The organism is Acidovorax sp. HMWF018 (assembly GCF_003061035.1).
Taxonomy (GTDB): domain Bacteria; phylum Pseudomonadota; class Gammaproteobacteria; order Burkholderiales; family Burkholderiaceae_C; genus Acidovorax; species Acidovorax delafieldii.
Genome location: NZ_QAIM01000450.1, coordinates 31,798 through 35,192 on the forward strand (window position 1 = coordinate 31,798; position 3,395 = coordinate 35,192).

Here is a 3,395-nt window from a genome sequence, read left to right on the forward strand (position 1 = left end):
ATTCCAGGCGGGCCAGATCCATCCGGTCTTCGGCGGCGATGGCGCCCTCGATCAGGTTGGCACGCCAGCGGGCGGCCAACCCTTCCAGACCCAGCAGCGAGAGCCAATTCATGTCTTGTTGCCTCTGTGGCGTGCCGTCATGGTGGGACAGCGACGATCAGCGGCGTGCAAGCAGAAAGCCAACCAACGCACCCACGGCCAATGCAGCACCCGCCACACGCCAAGGTTCGTCATGGGCGTAGCGGTCGGCGGCCAAGGCGGCTTCCTTCGCTTGGCGGGCGGCGTCCTGAGCGGCGCGCACAGCGGACTCACGCACGTTGTGCATGCCATCGTCCAGGCGCTGGCGCAACAGCTTGATTTCAGGCACTGCGTCCAGGTCCTTGTTGGCCAACAGCCCCCGCAGATCGGAAACCAGCTTTTCCAGTTCGCCCTGGGTGGTCGTGGTGTCAGAAGCAGTCATACAAGCCTTTCTGTGTAGTGCCAAAAGTGATGGAAAACCCCGCACGCGAACGTTGGGACTGAAGTTCATCTTAGCCATCCGCGCAGAAACCCCTCGTAGGACGGGGACGCAAGAGGTTACTGATTGCAAATGGCTTGCTGCAGATCAAACCAGCGCAGCCACATGCTCCGCAATGGCCAGGGCACTTGTCAAGCCGGGCGACTCGATGCCAAAGAGGTTGACCAACCCGGCTCCCCCATGGACAGCAGGCCCTTGAATGACGAAGTCGGCAGCGGGTGCACTGGGCCCGTGGATCTTGGGGCGCATGCCCGCGTAGCCCGCCGCCAGAGCGCCATCTGGCAAGCCCGGCCAATATTTGCGCACCTCGGCATAGAAGGCATCGCCGCGCGCGGGGTCCACCTGCAGATCGTCGGGCGAGTCCACCCATTGCACGTCCGGGCCAAACTTGGCCTGGCCGCCCAGGTCCAGCGTGAGGTGTACACCCAGCCCAGCCGCCTCGGGCACCGGGTAAATCAGTCGGCTGAACGGCGCCTTGCCCGTCAACGTGAAATAGTTGCCCTTGGCGTAGTAAGCGGTAGGCACATGCTGCGGGGCCAGCCCCGCAAACCTTGCAGCCAGCGCGGGGGCGTGCAACCCGGCGGCGTTGACCACGGTGCGTGCGCGGAGGCGTGTGCCATCAATCGCTTCCAAATCAATAGCATCAGAGCCAATAGATGCTAGAGCTAGCGGCGAATTCAGCGCTACAACACCACCCGCATGCTCCAGATCGCCCTGCAGCGCCAGCATGAGCGCATGGCTATCGACGATGCCGGTGCTGGGCGAGTGCAAGGCACCAACGCAGGCCAGCGCTGGCTCCATCGCCAGGGCTTCTTCGCGGCTGAGGCGTTGCAGGTCCAGCACTCCGTTGGCACGGGCCCGCACCTGGATACCTTCCAGGCTGTCCAGCTGGGCGGCAGAGGTGGCCACCAGCAGCTTGCCGCAGCGGCGGTGGGGCACACCGCGCTCCATGCAGTAGGCGTAAAGCAATTCCTTGCCCCGCACGCACAGCCGGGCCTTGAGCGAACCTGCGGGGTAATACAGCCCGGCATGAATCACCTCGCTGTTGCGCGAACTGGTGCCAGTGCCGATGGCGTCCGCTGCCTCCAACACCATCACCTCCCGCCCCTGGAGCGCCAGTGCACGGGCCACCGCCAGACCCAACACGCCCGCGCCCACCACCACACAATCCACCGTATCGATCATCAGTGCGTCTCCTCCATCACCTGCCGGGTGCCGCGTCAGGCCTGCTCAAAACCATCGAGCACGTTGACGGCATTGGTGCCCAGCTCGGCCGCCGCATAGCCGCCTTCCAGCACGAACACCGTGGGCAACCCCAGCCGTGCCAGCCGCTCGCCCAGGCGGGTGAAATCTGACGATGCCAGTGCAAACCGCGAGATGGGATCGCCCTCAAAGGCATCCAGCCCCAGAGAAATCACCAGCCCGTCGGCGCGGTAATCCGTGATGCGCAGGCACGCTTGCTCAAGTGCATCGAACCATGTTGCCGCGCTGGTGCCCGCAGGTAAGAGCAGGTTCAGGTTGAAACCAACACCAGCCCCCTCGCCCGTCTCGTCGGCGTGGCCCAGGTAGAAGGGGTACTCCGTGCGCGGGTCACCGTGCATGCTGATGAACAGCACATCGCTGCGGTCGTAAAAGATGCTCTGCGTGCCGTTGCCGTGGTGGTAGTCCACATCCAGCACCGCCACACGCTGGGCGCCCTGGTTGCGCAGGGTTTGCGCTGCCACGGCGGCGTTGTTCAAGAAGCAATAGCCCCCCATGAAGTCCGGGCCCGCATGATGCCCTGGCGGCCGTGTGCAGCAAAACGCGGCGTGCGTCCCCAGCGCAACGCGTGCCGCCGCGCTGGCAGCAGCATCGGCCCCCGCCTTGGCTGCGGCCCAGGTTCCTGCCGCCATGGGTGTACCGTTGTCCATGGAGTACAGCCCCAGCCGTGCGACAAAGTTATCGGGTTCCACATCACTGCGCAGCGTGCGCACCGGCCAGACAGACGGAAAAGGCTGCACTGAGGCATTGGTTGGGTCCAGCGCCAGCCATTGTTGCCAGGCGGTCTGCAGAAAGGCCAGATAGCGCGGCGCATGCACCTGCGCCAGCACGGCATTGCAGTCCACATCGGGCAACACCATGGCGTGGCCGCGTGTGCGCAGGGCGTCTTCCACATAGTCCACACGTTCGGGTTTTTCAAAACAGGGCACGCGCTCGCCCCGGAAGAATTCGTGGGCCGGTGCATGCCCCTGGTGCAAGGGATTGTGGAAGGTGATCATGGATGCAGCGTTGCAGGTACGGGCGACAAATGTAGCGCGCAAGCCTGCGTTGTACGCCGCTTTGGCGAATGGTCGCTGCACTTTGCAGCTTGCAGACAGGCGGACGAGCCAAGAAAAAACCCCTGCAGGTCAGGAACCTGCAGGGGTTTTTGAATTGGTGGGTGATACATGGATCGAACATGTGACCCCTGCCGTGTGAAGGCAGTGCTCTACCGCTGAGCTAATCACCCGTCGCAAGCACCTTGGAGAAGGATACCGCTGCGAAAAGTCTGGCAGCAACATGGTGGGTGATACATGGATCGAACATGTGACCCCTGCCGTGTGAAGGCAGTGCTCTACCGCTGAGCTAATCACCCTTGTCGCTGCGACAGCCTTCTATTATGGCACAGCTTTTCAGGCCGACTGGAGAGTTCGCCAAATTGTTTTGCCACCGCTGGCCTTGTCGATCTGCGTGAGCACCTCGGCATGGGCCGCCTGCTCTTGTTCGCTCGCCCGCAGCACCGGCAGCGCAAGGCCACGCAAATCGATGGCTGCCACCTTCACGCCGTCAGCGCTGTCATGGCCATCGTCGGCGATCAGCAAGGCATCCTGCCCGCGCGTGAGATTGATGTAGACGTCGG

Annotated in this window: 3 protein-coding genes, 2 tRNA genes and 2 pseudogenes; all 7 read right to left on the bottom strand. The window is 63.4% G+C overall.

Features of this window, described 5'->3' with window-relative positions; translation table 11 throughout:
* Positions 1–112, bottom strand: a pseudogene (locus DBR23_RS31060) (phage holin family protein); the annotation flags it as partial.
* 45 nt (positions 113–157) lie between these two features.
* A complete protein-coding gene (locus tag DBR23_RS18660) occupies positions 158–460 on the bottom strand; it encodes a DUF883 family protein (RefSeq protein ID WP_008904788.1) in 303 nt (100 codons plus the stop codon).
* Between the two features lie 144 nt (positions 461–604).
* Positions 605–1,702, bottom strand: a complete 1,098-nt coding sequence (locus DBR23_RS18665) for an NAD(P)/FAD-dependent oxidoreductase (RefSeq protein ID WP_108499210.1) — start codon at positions 1,700–1,702, stop codon at positions 605–607.
* A gap of 35 nt (positions 1,703–1,737) precedes the next feature.
* Entirely contained in the window at positions 1,738–2,775 is a 1,038-nt protein-coding gene (locus DBR23_RS18670; protein WP_108499211.1) for a histone deacetylase family protein, read from the bottom strand.
* A 155-nt stretch (positions 2,776–2,930) separates the two neighbouring features.
* Positions 2,931–3,005: transfer RNA gene (locus DBR23_RS18675), tRNA-Val, on the bottom strand.
* A gap of 51 nt (positions 3,006–3,056) precedes the next feature.
* A tRNA-Val gene (locus tag DBR23_RS18680) sits at positions 3,057–3,131 on the bottom strand.
* A gap of 37 nt (positions 3,132–3,168) precedes the next feature.
* Positions 3,169–3,395 (bottom strand): annotated as a pseudogene (locus DBR23_RS31065) (DNA polymerase III subunit epsilon); the annotation flags it as partial.

Excerpts from the sequence above, each read along its gene's own strand:
- DBR23_RS18670 (WP_108499211.1), bottom strand. The coding sequence starts at position 2,775 with ATGATCACCTTCCACAATCCCTTGCACCAGGGGCATGCACCGGCCCAC.
- DBR23_RS18660 (WP_008904788.1), bottom strand. The coding sequence starts at position 460 with ATGACTGCTTCTGACACCACGACCACCCAGGGCGAACTGGAAAAGCTG.
- DBR23_RS18665 (WP_108499210.1), bottom strand. The coding sequence starts at position 1,702 with ATGATCGATACGGTGGATTGTGTGGTGGTGGGCGCGGGCGTGTTGGGT.